Source organism: Weeksella virosa DSM 16922 (assembly GCF_000189415.1).
Taxonomy (GTDB): domain Bacteria; phylum Bacteroidota; class Bacteroidia; order Flavobacteriales; family Weeksellaceae; genus Weeksella; species Weeksella virosa.
This window is the reverse complement of record NC_015144.1, coordinates 1,072,214-1,088,250: the sequence shown is the minus strand read 5'-3', so window position 1 is coordinate 1,088,250 and position 16,037 is coordinate 1,072,214. Positions and strand designations below refer to the sequence as shown.

The 16,037-nt window shown below is 35.3% G+C and carries 17 protein-coding genes; 2 read left to right on the top strand and 15 right to left on the bottom strand.

What is annotated here, in order from left to right:
* Window positions 1–139 precede the first annotated feature (139 nt).
* From WEEVI_RS05325 to WEEVI_RS05300, 6 genes are all read right to left on the bottom strand, one after another.
* Window positions 140–1,750: a S8 family serine peptidase gene (locus WEEVI_RS05325; protein ID WP_013598134.1), complete on the bottom strand. Its 1,611-nt coding sequence runs from the start codon at window positions 1,748–1,750 to the stop codon at window positions 140–142.
* Window positions 1,751–1,782: 32 nt separating this feature from the next.
* Window positions 1,783–2,685 (bottom strand): hypothetical protein, encoded by a 903-nt coding sequence (locus tag WEEVI_RS05320; protein WP_041942094.1) that lies wholly within the window; start codon window positions 2,683–2,685, stop codon window positions 1,783–1,785.
* Window positions 2,686–2,695: 10 nt separating this feature from the next.
* Complete coding sequence (locus WEEVI_RS05315) at window positions 2,696–3,220, bottom strand: RNA polymerase sigma factor (protein WP_013598132.1); 525 nt, start codon at window positions 3,218–3,220, stop codon at window positions 2,696–2,698.
* Between the two features lie 261 nt (window positions 3,221–3,481).
* The gene (locus WEEVI_RS05310) at window positions 3,482–4,474 is read right to left on the bottom strand and encodes an aspartate-semialdehyde dehydrogenase (RefSeq protein ID WP_013598131.1); all 993 of its coding nucleotides are present in this window, start codon (window positions 4,472–4,474) and stop codon (window positions 3,482–3,484) included.
* A gap of 94 nt (window positions 4,475–4,568) precedes the next feature.
* The gene (locus WEEVI_RS05305) at window positions 4,569–5,531 is read right to left on the bottom strand and encodes a T9SS type A sorting domain-containing protein (protein WP_013598130.1); all 963 of its coding nucleotides are present in this window, start codon (window positions 5,529–5,531) and stop codon (window positions 4,569–4,571) included.
* A 111-nt stretch (window positions 5,532–5,642) separates the two neighbouring features.
* Complete coding sequence (locus WEEVI_RS05300; RefSeq protein WP_013598129.1) at window positions 5,643–6,053, bottom strand: BrxA/BrxB family bacilliredoxin; 411 nt, start codon at window positions 6,051–6,053, stop codon at window positions 5,643–5,645.
* 120 nt (window positions 6,054–6,173) lie between these two features.
* Between WEEVI_RS05300 and rnpA the strand changes: the two genes are divergently transcribed.
* On the top strand, window positions 6,174–6,539 hold the full coding sequence (gene rnpA, locus WEEVI_RS05295) for a ribonuclease P protein component (protein WP_013598128.1): 366 nt from the start codon (window positions 6,174–6,176) through the stop codon (window positions 6,537–6,539).
* On the opposite strand, the gene WEEVI_RS05290 is transcribed toward rnpA, so the two are convergent.
* The 9 genes from WEEVI_RS05290 to WEEVI_RS05250 form a co-directional block, all read right to left on the bottom strand.
* Complete coding sequence (locus tag WEEVI_RS05290; RefSeq protein ID WP_013598127.1) at window positions 6,499–6,720, bottom strand: hypothetical protein; 222 nt, start codon at window positions 6,718–6,720, stop codon at window positions 6,499–6,501. The genes rnpA and WEEVI_RS05290 overlap by 41 nt on opposite strands.
* Window positions 6,717–7,319: a MarC family protein gene (locus WEEVI_RS05285; protein ID WP_013598126.1), complete on the bottom strand. Its 603-nt coding sequence runs from the start codon at window positions 7,317–7,319 to the stop codon at window positions 6,717–6,719. The genes WEEVI_RS05290 and WEEVI_RS05285 overlap by 4 nt, the downstream gene beginning before the upstream one ends.
* Window positions 7,320–7,891: 572 nt before the next feature.
* A complete protein-coding gene (locus WEEVI_RS05280) occupies window positions 7,892–9,622 on the bottom strand; it encodes a BatD family protein (protein WP_041942092.1) in 1,731 nt (576 codons plus the stop codon).
* Between the two features lie 38 nt (window positions 9,623–9,660).
* Window positions 9,661–10,521 carry a tetratricopeptide repeat protein gene (locus WEEVI_RS05275; protein ID WP_013598124.1) on the bottom strand — a complete coding sequence of 287 codons (861 nt, stop codon included), beginning with the start codon at window positions 10,519–10,521 and terminating at the stop codon, window positions 9,661–9,663.
* 14 nt (window positions 10,522–10,535) lie between these two features.
* A complete protein-coding gene (locus WEEVI_RS05270) occupies window positions 10,536–11,546 on the bottom strand; it encodes a VWA domain-containing protein (protein WP_013598123.1) in 1,011 nt (336 codons plus the stop codon).
* The gene (locus WEEVI_RS05265; protein WP_013598122.1) at window positions 11,546–12,562 is read right to left on the bottom strand and encodes a vWA domain-containing protein; all 1,017 of its coding nucleotides are present in this window, start codon (window positions 12,560–12,562) and stop codon (window positions 11,546–11,548) included. Before WEEVI_RS05265 ends, WEEVI_RS05270 begins: the two co-directional genes overlap by 1 nt.
* A complete protein-coding gene (locus WEEVI_RS05260) occupies window positions 12,562–13,524 on the bottom strand; it encodes a BatD family protein (RefSeq protein WP_013598121.1) in 963 nt (320 codons plus the stop codon). The genes WEEVI_RS05265 and WEEVI_RS05260 overlap by 1 nt, the downstream gene beginning before the upstream one ends.
* Window positions 13,524–14,396, bottom strand: a complete 873-nt coding sequence (locus tag WEEVI_RS05255) for a DUF58 domain-containing protein (RefSeq protein ID WP_013598120.1) — start codon at window positions 14,394–14,396, stop codon at window positions 13,524–13,526. The genes WEEVI_RS05260 and WEEVI_RS05255 overlap by 1 nt, the downstream gene beginning before the upstream one ends.
* Window positions 14,397–14,411: 15 nt before the next feature.
* Window positions 14,412–15,395, bottom strand: a complete 984-nt coding sequence (locus WEEVI_RS05250) for an AAA family ATPase (protein ID WP_013598119.1) — start codon at window positions 15,393–15,395, stop codon at window positions 14,412–14,414.
* A 267-nt stretch (window positions 15,396–15,662) separates the two neighbouring features.
* Here WEEVI_RS05250 and WEEVI_RS05245 point away from each other — a divergent pair, with 267 nt between their 5' ends.
* Complete coding sequence (locus tag WEEVI_RS05245; RefSeq protein WP_013598118.1) at window positions 15,663–16,031, top strand: hypothetical protein; 369 nt, start codon at window positions 15,663–15,665, stop codon at window positions 16,029–16,031.
* The last annotated feature ends 6 nt before the right edge of the window (window positions 16,032–16,037 follow it).

Below are 16,037 nucleotides of genomic sequence, written 5' to 3'. Positions count from 1 at the left end.
TCGGTATAATCCCCTTAGCAATGCTAACATTATTCTGATCTCTTAGTATAGTTTGATTAATCGATGAATAAAAAATCTTTGTTTCTTAGTAAAAAAAAACAGTACAAAAGTACTGTTTCATTTTCTGTGAGTATAAAATTTATTGTTTAATAATTTTTTGAGTAACTGCCTTACCATCTGAAAAATAAATCTTCACGAAATAAACTCCTTTCAAAAGACTTTTCAGAGAAATAGTGTTCTTCTTAGAATATGCTCGTACAACGCGTCCATTCGTATCCAAAATCTCTAAACGATTGATCGATGTAGCCGACTTTATAATTAACCAATCTTTGGTCGGATTTGGGTAAATTTCTAGATTTTGATTTGCAAAAACGCTTGTCGAAAGATTTTCATCTAAATAGTGCATTATTTTTGCAAAATCTGGTATTCCATGTCCGTAATCGTTGTTCGGATTTTGAAAACGATTTCCTGCTTGGTGAACAGCTTCTATGATTTGTGCTACTGTAAATTTTTCATATTTCTGAATCAATGATGCTACTGCACCTGCCGTTATCGGAGAAGAAAAGGATGTCCCGTTATTCCGTACTATTTCCTCGCCCCACCATCCATAATTATAGACCGGCACCGAAACACCTAGAGCGACCACATCAGGTTTTATGCGATTATCGGCCGTGGGCCCATAGGATGAGAAATACGCAATATTCCCTTGCAAATCGACAGCACCAATTGATAAAACATTATGTGCATCTGCTGGAGCAGAAATTTTCCCCCAAGGAGAAGAGCGTTCATTCCCGGCAGAAATCACCAAAATCATACCTTTCTCTGCTGCGATATTTGCGCCTCGAGTGATGTAGGTTGTTTTGCCATCCAAATCGTCTGTAGAATAATTATAGCGGGCATCGTCGAACTCATAATAACCCAAGGAAGTGTTGATGATATCTACTCCTAAACTATCGGCTTTTTCTGCTGCCATTACCCAATAAACCATTTCTAAGGGTGTCTCTGTTGCAGCATCTTCTGTGCGAAATAGATACAAATCGGCATCGTAACCTGTGCCCGTATATTCTGGAGTTTTTGCAGCAATATTACTCAAAACCATTGTTCCATGGTCATTAGAGTTTACATTATAAACATCGGTGCTTTTGGTAACAAAATCATACGTAAATTTTATTCTACCATTATTTCTACTATTTGCAAAAGCTTGCATGGTATTTACATAAGGAAAGCCCGCATCAATCACAGCTAGTTTTACATTTTTACCTGTAAATCCTTGATTATGCAATACTTGTAGATTCAATTGTTGAATAAACTCATCCGAAACATGCGCTTTGGTTCTGTCTAGATTTCTTGTAGAAACCGTAAATTTTGAAACTTTATTTTCGGTTCGTACTGCTTTGGGATTTTGAACAAAGGTCTCTACTTTATTCACAAAAGGTAATTGAGAAAGAGTAAGAATATCCTGCTCAGATTTCGCATTTACTACTACTCCATTGAGCCATTTAGAGTGACCTAAAATCGGAAAATTTTTTTTCACTTGTTGTACATAGGTAACCTCCAACGGTACATCTCGCTCATCGAGATTCACTCCTCTTTTGTTTCGTCTGTCCAACGCGTCTTGAGAAAGAATGCTTAGTGGTTGAGCAAGTGAAACAGTTGCTTGTGGTTTATCCTTGAACTCGACAAAAACCAATTCTTGTGCAGTTAAAAACGTACAAAAAAGCCCTAATCCTACTGTAAATATTTTTTGCATTGCGTTAATTTATAGCTAGAAAGGTAATTATTTTATTTTTCATATGTCTGGAAAATTTCTTTTTTTCGTCTTTCGATTTTTTCTTTTATTGTAGGATTGATTTGATCGGTTGATTCGATTGTTATCGAATCTTTTTCATCTTTCCGAAAACGTAACTCCACTTCTTTGTTCTGAAATAACAGTTGATTAGGCTTTTTTTCTTTGATTCTGAAGTTGACTTTGAATATCGAATCTAAAACTAAAAACTGATCGGGTAGTAAAACAACTTCTTCTTTAGCTTGCTCTATTTTTTTTGTCTTATGCTCAATTTCTGTTTTTTCTGATTGATTATCATCTTTTGGTGCAACCATTTTCGTAATTTTTGTGTCTTTTAGTTGAGTAGCAGATGACATGGTTTTTAGTTGAGACTCATCTCCCTGATGGGATGTTTTGTTTTCGCCCAAATTAGTCGCCAAAATAAGTTGGCTTTTCTCGGAAATAGCTATTGCATCTTTCTCTATTTCTGTTCTTTCATCAAATGTTTGTTTTGTTGTTTTACCAAAAGCATTGTCTAGCGTATTTTTCGTCAGAGTTTCTTTTGATGGTTCTTTTATACGTTCTTCTTTCTTGGAGTTGGAAGAAATATTACTTCCTACGGGATCTTGCTCGATTGTTTGTAGTGATTTTTCTGGTTTAGATTCTACATTCGAGATCACTATAAATTCTTTTTCTGATGAAGGATTGGCTTTCTTCATATAATACAATACAAAAACAGGAACAGCAATTAATGCATATACAGCTGCAGAAAACCATACTTTATCCTTGAAGCTTGTCCTAGGTACTTCTTTTTTCGGATACATGTGTTTTTCTATTCTTTGCCAAACTCGTTCTTCGGGTTTTTCTTCTAAATTTTTTGCTTGCTCCCGAAAAAGTTCTTCTAAATTAACCTTTTCCATCATTTTACATTTACTTAGTTTGTTTGCTCAATAGCTCTTTTAGCTTTGTTTTGGCTAGATTGAGCTGCGATTTAGAAGTTCCTTCTGATATTTCCAAGATTTGAGCAATTTCTTTGTGTTTATACCCTTCTAATACAAAAAGAGTAAAAACCAATCGGCAGCCTTCTGGCAAGAGAAACAAAGTTTGCATGATATCCTGTTCTTCGAGTGATGTATTTTCGGTTGCTATTAGTGTTTTGGCTTCGATAGATTGATCATAATCTACCATAATTGCCTTGTTTTTACGCAATTCCATCAGGCATTCATTTACAAAAATACGATGCATCCAACCTTCAAAACTTCCCTGAAATCGATAAGATTCTAAATTCTGAAAAACTCTTAAGAATCCTTTTACCAAAGCATCTTCGGCTTGATGAATATTAGAAAAATATCGTTTACAAACTCCAAAAAATCGTGCATCATATTTTTCATAAAGCATTTTTTGTGCTTTAGAATCATGATTGATGCAAGCCTTTATCATTTGTTTCTCGTTCAAAATATATTTCTTACTTATCGTTTAGATGCGAAAAATACGCTCTTGGTTGTTTTAATTGCCTCAATTATTTGTTAAAGTTCTGAATACTTATTCAGTTATAATAAAAAAAATCGTTCTATTGGCAACTTTCTCGGGTTATTTATTGAGTTTTTTTGCTTTCGATAGTGTTGATTTTGAAAATTACTAGATACTGATCGACTGTTTAGCCAGTTGATTTATTTTCAATGGGTAGAAAGAAGAAAAGTTCTTTTTGTGTAGATTCTAGACTAAATTATTTTTCAATAAATATTCGGCTATCTGGACAGTGTTGGTCGCGGCTCCTTTGCGCAAGTTATCAGCAACAATCCAACAATTAAGAGTATTGGGCTGAGAGTAATCTCTACGAATTCTACCGACAAAAACCTCATCTTTCCCTTCAGAAAACAGTGCCATAGGATAGATATTAGTTTCTGGATTATCTTGTACCACTACTCCATCTTCTTGTGATAAAATTCGCCGTACATCGGCCAAATCAAAATCATTTTCAAACTCGATGTTCACCGACTCAGAATGTCCGCCTTGCACGGGAACTCGCACAGCAGTTGCAGTAATTTTGAGCTCTGGTATACGCATAATTTTCTTAGGTTCTCGAGTGAGTTTTAATTCTTCTTTGGTATAAGCTGTTTCTTCATCAAAAACATCGCAATGCGGTAATGCATTTTTGAAGATTTGGTAAGGATAAACCATGGCTGTTTTTTCTCCTTTTATTTCTCCTTCTAATTGATCTACTGCCTCTTTACCGGTTCCGGTAACCGATTGATAGGTGGAAACTATAACTCGCTTTATTCCGTATTTTTTATGAAGTGGATTGAGTACCATTACTAGTTGAATGGTAGAACAATTAGGGTTGGCGATGATTTTATCGTTCTTGGTCAGAATATCTGCATTGATTTCTGGTACAATCAAGGGAACTTTTTTATCCATTCGGAAAGCTGATGAGTTGTCTATTACGGTAATTCCTTTTTCTGCGAAGAAAGGTGCCCATTTTAAAGAAACATCGCCTCCTGCAGAGAACAAAGCAATAGCAGCTCTTTTTTCTATAGCCTCTTCAATCGACACGATCGGAATTTCTTCTCCTTTGAAGTTTACAGTATTTCCTACCGAACGAGCAGAAGCAACAGGAATCAATTCGGTTATTGGGAAATTTCTTTCTTCTAGGACTGCTAACATTATTTGTCCGACCATTCCGGTAACACCTACAACCACTATTTTCATACAGCTTTATATTTTAACAAAAATAAGAATTAATGATATAAAATAAAAAAGGCCGATGTGAAACATCAGCCTTTCTTATGGTTATGTATAAAAATTATTTTACGAATTTAGAAATACGAGTTACACCGTTGTTGTCTTGTACACGTACAAAGTAAACTCCTTTTGATAAGTTAGAGATATTTACTTTTCCGTCTAAAGCAACTTTTACAGGGATAACACGACCTGAAACATCAGCAATTTCTACTTTAGCAATTTTTAAATTATTCTCTAATTCAATTTTTAATTCATTACCAGATACTCCTACTCGTAATTTAGAGCTTCCTAATTCTACAGTTCCTAAACTAGTTTCACCAGTTACGTGTAATAACCAAGAAACATCTGGGAAACCTAAAGAAGCAAGGCTTATTGCACCCTCGTCGGTAACACACTCAGACCCTGGCCATCCGATATAAGAATGTGCTGTTTGTGGTTTATCGTTGTTACCAAACCAAGCTCTTGAGTCACCTCCATTAACGAATGAATACCCTACTGCAGCACCAAATTTAGAACCTGCTGGGATGGTATATGGTTCAAAAAACTCAATCGTATGCCATGCTGTTTGTCCAGCTGGAACAGTAATACTACCGTATGCATCCTCTACAAGGTCATCCATTGACATCGGAATTTCATCAGCAGTTACATCAACACCTGAAGGTAATAAAGCAACTGTAGCATCAAATGTTACTCCGTTATAAACAGAAGTAGCAAACTCTACTTTAGTAATTTTGAAGTCACCATCTATACCGGCAGTAGTTAAATCAAAGAAACGGCTATCGTGGTTTTTTACTGGCTCTCCTGGTGTGCTAGATTGACATAAAGGTGTAGAGTCTGAGAAAACCTGAGGATCAGAATACTGGATGATAGATTGCTCAGCTTTCGAACCATTGTCGCTATATACAGCATCTGGAGTTCCTGCCTCGTTATAAGAAGATTGCAATTGATCTTTGTTTACATTGATTTTTTGTGCAAAAGCTACTGAAACAGCTGCAACTGATAAAAGAGTAAAGATTTTTTTCATAACTGTTATTTTTTATTTGTTATAGGCTAATGTAGAAAAAGATTATGAAATAAAAAAACCTTAGCATATTTTTTCTAAGGTTTCTTTAAATTTTAACATTTTTGGTACGAATTAGACAAAATCGTTATAAGCAGATTTTAGATTTTCTGCGATAACTTCTGCTGAGTGTCCTTCTATATGGTGACGCTCTAACATATGTACCAATTCACCATCTTTGAAAAGTGCAATTGCCGGTGAACTTGGCGGGAATGGAGCAAAGTGCTCGCGTGCTTTGGCCACAGCATCTATATCATAACCAGCAAAAACAGTTGTAAGGTTAGTAGGCACTTTTTCGTTATCTAAGGATAATATAACTCCTGGTCTTGCTGCCCCTGCTGCACACCCACAAACGCTATTGACCATTACCAGAGTAGTTCCTGGTTGTTGTAATGCTTCTTCTACCGCTTGCGCAGATGTTAAATCTTTAAACCCATGAGAAGTCAATTGCTCTTTCATGGGTAATACTATTTCTGATGGATACATCTTATCTTGTTTTATATATTAATACCTAACAAATATACAATTTTCTTCATTAATAAGCTATTTTCTCATTTGATTAAAATTTCGCTTTGCTTACATTTGAAAAAAAAATTATCTCTTACCATGTCTGCAACTTTTGGCAAAGATGAAAAACTGAAAAGTCGTAAAGCAATCGAGCGTTTGTTTACCGATTCACGATCGTACTCGGTCTACCCTTTACGAATTGTTTATCGGGTAAGCGAACAAGAAAAAAATCAATTTGCAGTAAGTGTCAGTAAAAAAAGATTCAAATTAGCGGTGGATCGCAATAAGATGAAAAGAAGAATACGAGAGGCGTATCGTCTTAATAAAACCCTACTCGATAATAGTCCTTTACGGTATGAAATGATGGTTATCTATCTTAGTAAAGATAAAAATAGCTTTCTCGAGATTGAGAAAGCTATGCAAGTTATTTTGAAGAAGCTTGTTTCTGTTTCAAATGCTCATTAAGACGAATTGCTCGAAGATAGACAATCGCTAAAAGGATGCCTAAGATTCCTCCCAGAACACCTACGGCAAATGGAAAGTTTTCTTCGGCCATTAGACTTATTTTAAAATCGAATTTATAAATACTAAATCCTATTGCAGCAGCAAATAAAAGGATTAAACCATACATTAACTTTTTCATCATATATTAAATTCATTTATAAATAGGGCGCCAATATTGGTTGTAAATAATTTTATTGCGATGGATAATAAAATAACACCAAAAACTTTCTTCAGAATACTCAAAACGCCAGGGCCCAAAACTTTCTCTAATTTCCCAGCAAATTTTAGCACCAAATATACGACGAGCATATTTAATATAATACCTATCACGATATTAACATCTTCATATTGCGAACGTAAAGATAAAACCGTAGTCAATGATCCAGCTCCAGCAACTAACGGGAAAGCAATAGGTACGATAGAGGCAGAGCTCGCTTCGACCCCTTTTTGGATTTCGATACCCAAAATCATTTCTAAGGCAATCACAAAAATAACAAACGCACCGGCCACAGCAAAGGCTTGTACATCGACATTAAAAAGACTGAGAATCTTAGTCCCGAAAAACAAAAAAGAAATAAGGAGAATACCTGCAGCAATCGCTGCTTTTTCTGATTGTATATGACCTGCTTTCGAACGGATATCGACAATAATTGGTATGCTACCCAAAATATCGATAACCGCAAACAAAACGGCAAAAGTAGCACCGATCTGTTCTAATGATAATTCTTGGAAGATTTGCATTTTTTTATTGTGCTTTTTGAATCACAAAAATAAGAGATTTATTGAGCATAACAACTATTCGGACTCAAAAGAATTAGTTGATCGATTGTTCAGAATTTAGCCATTCGATTGTGGCTCACTGCAACGGGTTTCGTAAATGCTACATTACTATTATTTTCCACCCAATTTTTCCAACAATTTTCTTATAAATAGATTAGGCGGAAATATTGGGATATAAACCTACCAAATTGTTTTCATTGCTTATGAAGGAAAAAAACACCAACGGTAGAAATAATACGCGGAGATAATAGAGTAGTGGTGTCGTAAAAAAAGAACCACTAAAAAAAGAGGTTCTTTTCTATAAGTCTGTTTTACTGGTTGAAAAGAGAGCAATTTCCCTCCATAGTTCTATTGCTTTTTCGGGGTAAATATACACGAAACAATTAATTTTTTGCATGATTTTCAACATATTTATACCCTACAGCTTTTTTAGGATTTTGTTCCTTTATATTCATAAGCAACTTTTTGAGTATTTAAGTAGTCGATAAATGTTGATTTACAAGAGATTGTGGTTTTCTATGAGTAATCTATTTCTATCCAATAGCTTGATACATACGGATCAATGACTCTGTATCCGATAAGGCTTGTAAACTATCAGAGGTGTTTTTCATGGCGCCGTATTTTGCTCGTCGTGCATTGCTAAGTAATCGGTGCCATTCTACTATAAAATCTTCACTGATTTGTGCTTCTTTCATCAGCGTAATGGCTCGCTGATCGGTAAAATTAGCCACGTCTAAATGCGTTAGATTTTGTCCTATTTTCATCAACAATTCTTCTTGTTTAGTATAAAAAATAGGTTCATGCACGAGAGTTTTCAGTTCTTGTAGATCTTTTTTACAATTTAATTTTAGAACTGGTTTCGGATTATTTTTCTGTGATTGTATTTTCGATTTCTCTTCTAGAATATTCTCATTTTTTTCGGTAGTGTTTTTCTTTCTATACCAAACAATACCTCCGACCAAAACCATAATACCTCCTAACAACCAAATCCAAATATTACCCGATATTTCTTCTACTTTTTCGGGCAATTTTTCGGTGAGTGTTGGCAAAGTACTACTTTCTTTTCCAATATTAGCCAAATAATCATTCACCTGCCCAACCTTTGCAGTCGAATCTACTTTTACCGGTGCAGGATTCCCATTTACGGCAAGTTTTATGGTTTTAGAGGTTAAAGTGACGTACTTTTCAGTCGTAGGATTGAAGTACGAAAATTCTATCGGATCTAAGTGATATTCACCGCCATATTGCGGGATTACTACAAATTTTTCAGATATTTTTCCTTTGTAACCTTTCGAACTAATGCTTAGATTTTCATGCTTTTGTGGTGGATAAATTTCTAAATGTTCGTTTCCTCGTATACTAGGTAAAGCAATATTGTTTAGATTTCCTTCCCCCGAAATTTCTATCGCTATATTTGCACTTTCTTCTTGGTTGAGATTCGTTTTGTCGATGGTAGTTTGCATAGTAAAATTTCCTACTGCTCCACTAAAATTTTTGGGTTTACCGGCTGGCAAACTTTTCACTTTGAGATGAATAGGCTCGGATGATAATTTAACAGGGTCGGCACCATAATAGCCCGAAATATATAGATCTGCCGTAAATGATCCTATTTTTAGATTGCCTGCATCTTGCGGAAAAAGAAGATACCGCACCAATTCTTCTGAGATATAATATCGACCGTTGATCATTTCTTGTTTCATGCGTTCGCCCATTTCTTCATCGGGAATCGTTTTGGCATCGAAACCTGATAAATTTGCAGGTTTGAAATTTCGAACACGATTGAAAGCATTGTAATTGGTTGCGTATAATTTTACCGAAAGATTGATTGCTTCATTGACGTAAGGATTTTTTTTGGTTACTTCCGACGATAAAAAAACACCCTGATTGTGTGCTGCTTGATTTGTCGCATTCGATCGTTCTATCACCGTAATATCCAAAGTGCGAGTACTATATGTTCTACCATCGATAACAACTTTTGCCGGACCAATTCTATAATTCCCTTCTTTTTCGGCCAACAAAACCAACTCCAAACCAGAAGAAGATTGCATCTGACCGTTTACAACCTGAAAATTGCGCACATTTGTTTCATCTAAAACACGAAAACTCTTCAGATTTGGATAATCGATTGGTGAATCTACTGAAATTGATCGGCTATCACTAATCAAATAAAAACCAAGTTTGAAATGTTCTCCTACTCGAACTTGTTGCGAACTCACCTGAGATTTGAATGTAACATTTTGTGCCCAAGTTTTCGACCAGAGCATAGTTAATACTATAGTAAAATAGAAAAGTTTCATCTTCATTACCAATCCTTCGAGGCGTTATTTCTTGTTTTTTTTGCTTTTTGTTCTATGTATTTTCGTTGAGTATTCGCTTCTTGGTTTTGCAGTGCTTTTAGCAAACCATCTCCACGACTTGTATTGGGTGTATTTCGGTTTTCTTTTCCAGTACCGTCCTCCCCTTGATGTATCTGCTGTGATTCTTGGCCGTCTTCACCACGTTGATGACCTTTATCGCCACCACTCTGAGCTTGTTGCCCATTATTCTTTTCTTGTTTCGGATTTTTTCCTTGTTCTTGAGATAGTTGCTGAGGAGAATTTTGTTGTTTTTGTTCGTTTTGTTGTTTTTGGTTAGATGATGGATTAGACGAAGAATTTTGATTTTGATTGGAAGTATCTTGATCTTTCTTCTCGTTATTTTTCTCTTGTTTTGATTTTTCTTGTTCTTCTTCTAACATCTTTTTAGCCAAAGCATAATTATGCCGTGTATCCTCATCGCGTGGATTATTTTTTAATGCTTCTTTATAACTTTCTAAGGCTTTAGCAAATTCTTTTTCTTGCATATAGGCATTACCCATATTGTGATAAGCTTTCTGTTTGTCTATTTTGTTTTGGGCTAGTTGAGCCGACTTTTTATAGTGCGATATACTTTCTTTGTACCTTTTTTGTTCGAATAAAGTATTGCCCAAATTATAATTGGCTTTTACCGAGTTGGGCTCCTCTGTGGCTGCTTTCTTATATCTAAATTCAGCTTGTTCATAGTTTCCTTTTTCAAAAGCTTCGTTGCCCAAAATAATATCGTCCTTGGTTTGGTTTTGAGCCCAAGAAATCGAAAAAAACAATGCAAAGAATAGTCTGCTAATTTTTTTTATTGTGTAACTCATTTTGTTTTACAAACTTATTCTTTTTTTCCGTTAAATTTCTTATAGTCAGATGTTAATAATTCTATAAAAAGTAACAAAATCGCAAATCCTAAAAACCATTGAAAAAGGTGTTTCATATCGTGGGTGAATGATTGTGATATTTGGGTTTTATCCAAACGTTTTTTATACTCATTTATCTGATGTGTAACTTCATTTATCGTCCCATTACTGAGGTACATCCCGTTGGTTTGTTTAGCAATTTTATCAAGATTTTTTTCTTCTAATTTGGTAATGACAGTTCGCCCGTATTGATCGGTTTTATACTCATCTCCATACATGGATTGTACAGGAATTGGTGCGCCTTTATCTGTTCCTATCCCAATTGAAACCACATGAATCTGATTGTCATTCGCTAATTTAATCGATTGATTTTCACCACTTTCATGATCTTCTCCATCGGACAAAAGTACCACTAATTTACTGGTATTGGGTGCACCTTTGAGAACGGAAACAGCTTCTCGAAAGGCAGCCGAAAAATCGGTTCCTTGATTAGAAATCAAATTCGTAGATAGACTACCAAGATAACTATCGATTGCAGCATAATCATTGGTAAGCGGTGAAATGGTGTAACCGTCTGCTGCAAAAATTACCAAGGCTGCTCTATCACCTCCTAGCGAATTAAGGGATTGGCTGATAATGCGAGAAGCTTTCATTAAACGGCTAGGTGCAACATCTTGTGCATCCATACTGGTCGAAACATCTAAAAGATATACAATATCGATGCCTTCTCGGCTAACTTCTCTTTCTTCTACACCACCCAATGGATCCATAAGTGCCAAGATAAGTAAGAATAATCCAAGACAAGAAAGCAAAAGTTTCAGACCAAATTTTGATGGTGAATGACCTGGAAAAATCAACCTTTGCAAATGAGAATCGGCAAAAGAAGCTTTTACTTTTTTTCGCCAACGATACACATTGATCGAAAGATAAACCAAAACAATTAGTGCCAAAAACCACCAAGCTTGTTGTATATCACCCCACTGCATTAGATTAACTGTTTAAAAAGTGTTCGACGTAAAAATAGTTCTATCAGTAACAATACAAGGGCAGGAATCAGAAAGCGTGCAAATAATTCGGTATAATTATAATATTTTACTTCATTGATTTCTGATTTTTCTAATCGATCTATTTCTTGATAGATTTTTTGTAGAGATTGATTATCCGTAGCTCTAAAATATAGACCACCGGTGAGATCGGCAATATTTTGCAATAATTTTTCGTCAATATCGACCGGCATCATATCAAAAATATAATTTCCGTACATATCGTAGGCTGTAGGAAAAGGAGCTAAACCACGTGTTCCTATCCCGATTGTATAGACTTTTATTCCTCGAGATGTAGCCATTTCTGCAGCAGTTTGTGGAGAAATATACATCAAATCGTTGGTCGGATTGATACTTTCTACACCATCGGTCATTAGAATAATAACCTTACTTTTTGCTTTACTATCTTTGATATGATTGATAGCAGTTGCCAAGCCAATCCCGATGGCGGTACCGTCTTCTAATTCACCCGATTCTAGAGCATTAATCTCACGGATAAGAACTTCTCGGTCGGTGGTTAATGGGACACGTGTAAGCGCTTCGCCAGAATAGGAGACAAGACCCAAACGATCGGCTTGTCTTTCTTTTGAAAATTTCACCGCTACGGCTTTTAGAGCTGTCAAGCGATCGGGCTCTAAGTCTCGGGCCAACATACTCAATGATGTGTCGACAGTGAGCATTATATCAACTCCTTTATCGGATTTTATTTTGGTAGAAACATCAACAATTCTTGGTCGAGCAAGTGCTACAATGCACAAAGCCAAAGCCAAATACCGCAGAATAGGCAACAAAGGGCGCAATTGTGTCAAAGCACTTTTTGCTCCTCCGAAAGCACGCAATGTGCTGATTATCATGGCTTGTTTCTGTTTTTTTTGTCGAAATACTTGCCACAGTATAGCACAAGGAATAAGCAACAAGAGTAAAAGAAACCAGGGATGTTGAAACTCGAAATTACTCATTAATCCTTAATTTTTCTATAATTTTCACCCGTCACTTCGTCCACATTGAGATCTTTATTTTCTGGTATTTCCATGGGTTTCAGTTGTTGTACAAATTTTTCTATCCATTCTCTATAACTTAAACCAACAGAAACATCAAATGTTTGTTTGGCAAATTTCACCAAGTCTGCATCCGATAAAAAACGATTCAGCTGTTGTACCTCTTTTTCATCAATTTCTTCTTTTTTAGCTACTTCATCGACCAATTCATCAGTTAATAGTTCGGTACCATGAAAATGGTACAAACGACCGATATAGTTTTTCAGGGCAAAACTCAAGCGACTGTAAAACTCTTTTTGTTCGTTCCTTTCTAGATATTTTTTCTTATCAATCGAGTTCAATTCGTCCATCATTTCATCAAAAGGTGTTTTCTTAACGATGGATTTCAGACCTTTACTTTTCGAACGAATATAGAGAACTACAAGTATAATGGCGATGATGAATAAAATTAAGGTTACGATACCGTATATCCAATAACGATTCCAATAATCTTTCCAAGTATAATATTCCTCCATGATCGGTTTATTGGGTGCAAGCTGTGGATTTTCTGTATCTACATTGACATCCAACACATAAATCTGAAACGATTGGGTACGAAGCGTATCATTATTTTTTATAATTTTAATCGGTTTGATAAGAAATTGACCAGGCTCGAAACTTGTAATTTCTAGCGTTTGTTGCAAGGTTTTCTTTCCGGCCGAATTTGTTAACGTATCCTGTTGATGTTGCAAAATTTCGATATGATAAGAAAGTGTATCACTAAAAGTTGGCAAAACTACTTGATCATTCGTCTGTATAGGTAACTGAAACTGCAATTTGATCGGTTCACCTATTTTTATACGTGCCGTATCGATCCTACTTTGCAACTGTGCAAAAACCATATAAAAACTAAAAAAGAAATAAAAGGCGGCTAATTTTTTCATTATCTTTTTTGGGTTTTGAAATAGTTTAACAAGGGTTTTACATAATCTTCATCGGATCTAATTTTGAGAAAACCTGCATTATTTTTCTTGAAAATTGCCTCGAATCGACGTTCTAAATCTAGATAATATTGATGATATGTTTTTCGTACTTCGGCAGAAGAGGTATTAATTAAGCGAATTTCGCCCGTTTCACTATCTTGGATATTGACCAAACCAATATCGGGAAAAACTGTTTCCTTTTCGTCAAAAATGCGAAGACCGGTGACTTGATGTTTTTTGGCCAGAATCCGAATTTGTTTTTCGTATTCCGATGCATCAATAAAATCTGAAAAAATAAAAACATTATTTCTTCTTTTTATCTTTTGCATAAACTCTTCTAACGATTGTTGTAAATTGGTTTGTTTACTTTTGGGTTGGATGGTTATCAATTCTCGGATAATTCGCAAAACATGTTGTTTGCCTTTTTTGGGTGGAATCATTTTTTCTATATGATCAGAATACAGCACCAAACCCACACGATCGTTGTAAGTAATTGCCGAAAATGCCAAAGTAGCACAAATCTCGGCAATGGTTTCTATTTTTATTTGTTTTCGAGTCCCGTAATAATCAGATCCCGAAACATCGACCATAAGGTAGAGGGTTTGCTCGCGTTCTTCTTCGAAAACTTTTACATAAACTTCATCATATCGTGCAGTTTTATTCCAATCTATACTGCGTACATCATCACCGTATTGATAAGGCCGAATCTCAGAAAAAATCATACCTCTTCCTTTAAACGAACTATTGTATTCGCCCATAAAAAGATCAGAAGCTTTCCGACGACTTTTTATTTCAATACGTTTTACACGTTTGATTATTTCATTTACATCCATCCCAAAAATAATTTATTATGGAACAGGAATTACGTTCAGAATATTATCGATAATTTCTTCTGGAGTAATATTTTCTGCTTCTGCCTCGTAAGTAAGCCCGATTCGATGACGTAAAACATCTTTAGAAACCGCTCGAACATCATCCGGAATCACATAAGCTCTTTTGTGTAAGAAAGCGTATACTTTTGCTGCTTGAGCCAAATTTATCGATCCACGCGGAGATGAACCAAATGATATCATCGGGATCAATTTATTTAATCCGACTTCTTCGGGTTTACGAGTTGCAAAAACAATATCGAGGATATATTTCTCTATTTTTTCGTCCATATAAACTTTCTTCACGATTTCTCGTGCTTCGAGAATTTCTTGTAGAGAAATTACCTTTTCTATCTTCGGAAAAGTTTGCTGAATCGCATGCCGCAAAATCATTTGTTCTGCTTTTTTGCTCGGATACGTAATCACTGTTTTTAGCATAAAACGATCGACTTGTGCCTCGGGAAGAGGATAAGTACCTTCTTGTTCTACTGGGTTTTGCGTCGCCATTACCAAAAAAGGATTGTCTAGTAAATAGGTTTCTTCGCCAATTGTTACTTGTTTCTCTTGCATGGCTTCTAGCAAAGCTGATTGTACTTTTGCGGGCGATCGATTAATCTCGTCTGCAAGAATAAAGTTGGCGAAAATTGGTCCTTTTTTTATGCTAAAATCATTTTCTTTTACATTGTAAATCAAAGTACCAACAACATCTGCTGGTAACAAATCTGGCGTAAACTGAATACGAGAAAAACTGCCATCTACTGCTTGTGATAGAGTTTTGATCGCTAATGTCTTGGCTAATCCCGGAACGCCTTCTAGCAAAATATGCCCATTGCCTAATAAACCAATTAGTAAACTTTCGACCATTTTTTCTTGCCCAATAATGGTTTTATTGATTTCATTCGAAAGACGGGTAATAACTTCGCTTTTGGCTTCGATTAGCTGATTGAGTTCTTGTATTTCCAAGGTTGATTATGATTTGATTTTAACATCCAAATTTTGAACTAAATATTTACAATATCAAGTCTTAAGGTAAGAAATCTATCCTAGTATTGTGTTAAACTTTGTTAATAATTTATATTTATCTCCTTTCTTTTACCCTATAGAACATATAATCAACATTTTCTTTTGTTGGTAAAATAATTTTTTGGATAGAAAAGGTTTTAAAAAGTTGAATTTTAGTTTGGTACAAGAATTGAATTATTTAATATCAAATAAAAAAATTAGAACAACATGAAAAATATAATAATACTTTTGAGTTTTGGATGTATGTTGAGCGTTTCTGCGCAGACCCAGAGAAACCATTCTGATTATAACCCAAGAATGACACAGGAACAGTTTATGCAACAATTCAGTGATTTACAATTAACAAAAGAACAAGAAATTGCTCTACAAAATTGGTATATCAACGATCAACAGACCAAAAAATCTATGCGTAGAGGAAGCCGTGGAACACTACAATATTCAAAAGCAGAACAATATGACCCTAAGGCAGCGAAAAGGCGTTCTTCTTATAATTTTAGTCAGACAAACTCGATAGGAATCGAGCAAATTCTGACACCGAAACAATATGAATTGTACAAAAATAAACAGGCAAGATAATTAATT